The sequence below is a fragment of the Flavobacterium cupreum genome, from assembly GCF_003996965.1.
Taxonomy (GTDB): Bacteria; Bacteroidota; Bacteroidia; order Flavobacteriales; family Flavobacteriaceae; genus Flavobacterium; species Flavobacterium cupreum.
In genome coordinates this window covers 1-304 of the sequence record NZ_QWDM01000200.1, presented here as the reverse complement: position 1 = coordinate 304, position 304 = coordinate 1, and the positions used below count along the sequence as shown (strand labels likewise).

1 protein-coding gene is annotated in these 304 nt (G+C 69.4%); it reads right to left on the bottom strand.

Annotated elements, in window-relative coordinates; genetic code table 11:
- Positions 1 to 304, bottom strand: a 304-nt coding sequence (locus tag D0817_RS27165) for an ester cyclase (RefSeq protein ID WP_161568491.1), incomplete at both ends; no start/stop codon positions are given.

Sequence of the window (304 nt, the reverse complement as noted above, 5' to 3'; positions counted from 1 at the left end):
CATCTGCTGCAGCATGTGCGGCACGTCGATCATCACCCAGTTGTCGATGATCTTGTCGTCGCGGTCGAGCCGGTACCAATCGGCGACCCGCATCTCGACCTTGCGTCCGGTCGGCGGCAACCCGAGCCACTGCCCGCCGGTGTGGGTCGCATGGATCGAGGGCCAGCCGCCCGTCACGGCGAACAGGCCGTCGCCGATGCGCGTGTAATGGCCCGGCCCGTCCTCCGGCCCGGTGGGGTCGCGCGCGATGCCGGAGCGGTCCGGAAACGCCTGCAGGAACAGCGCGCCGTGGGATTCGCGAAAG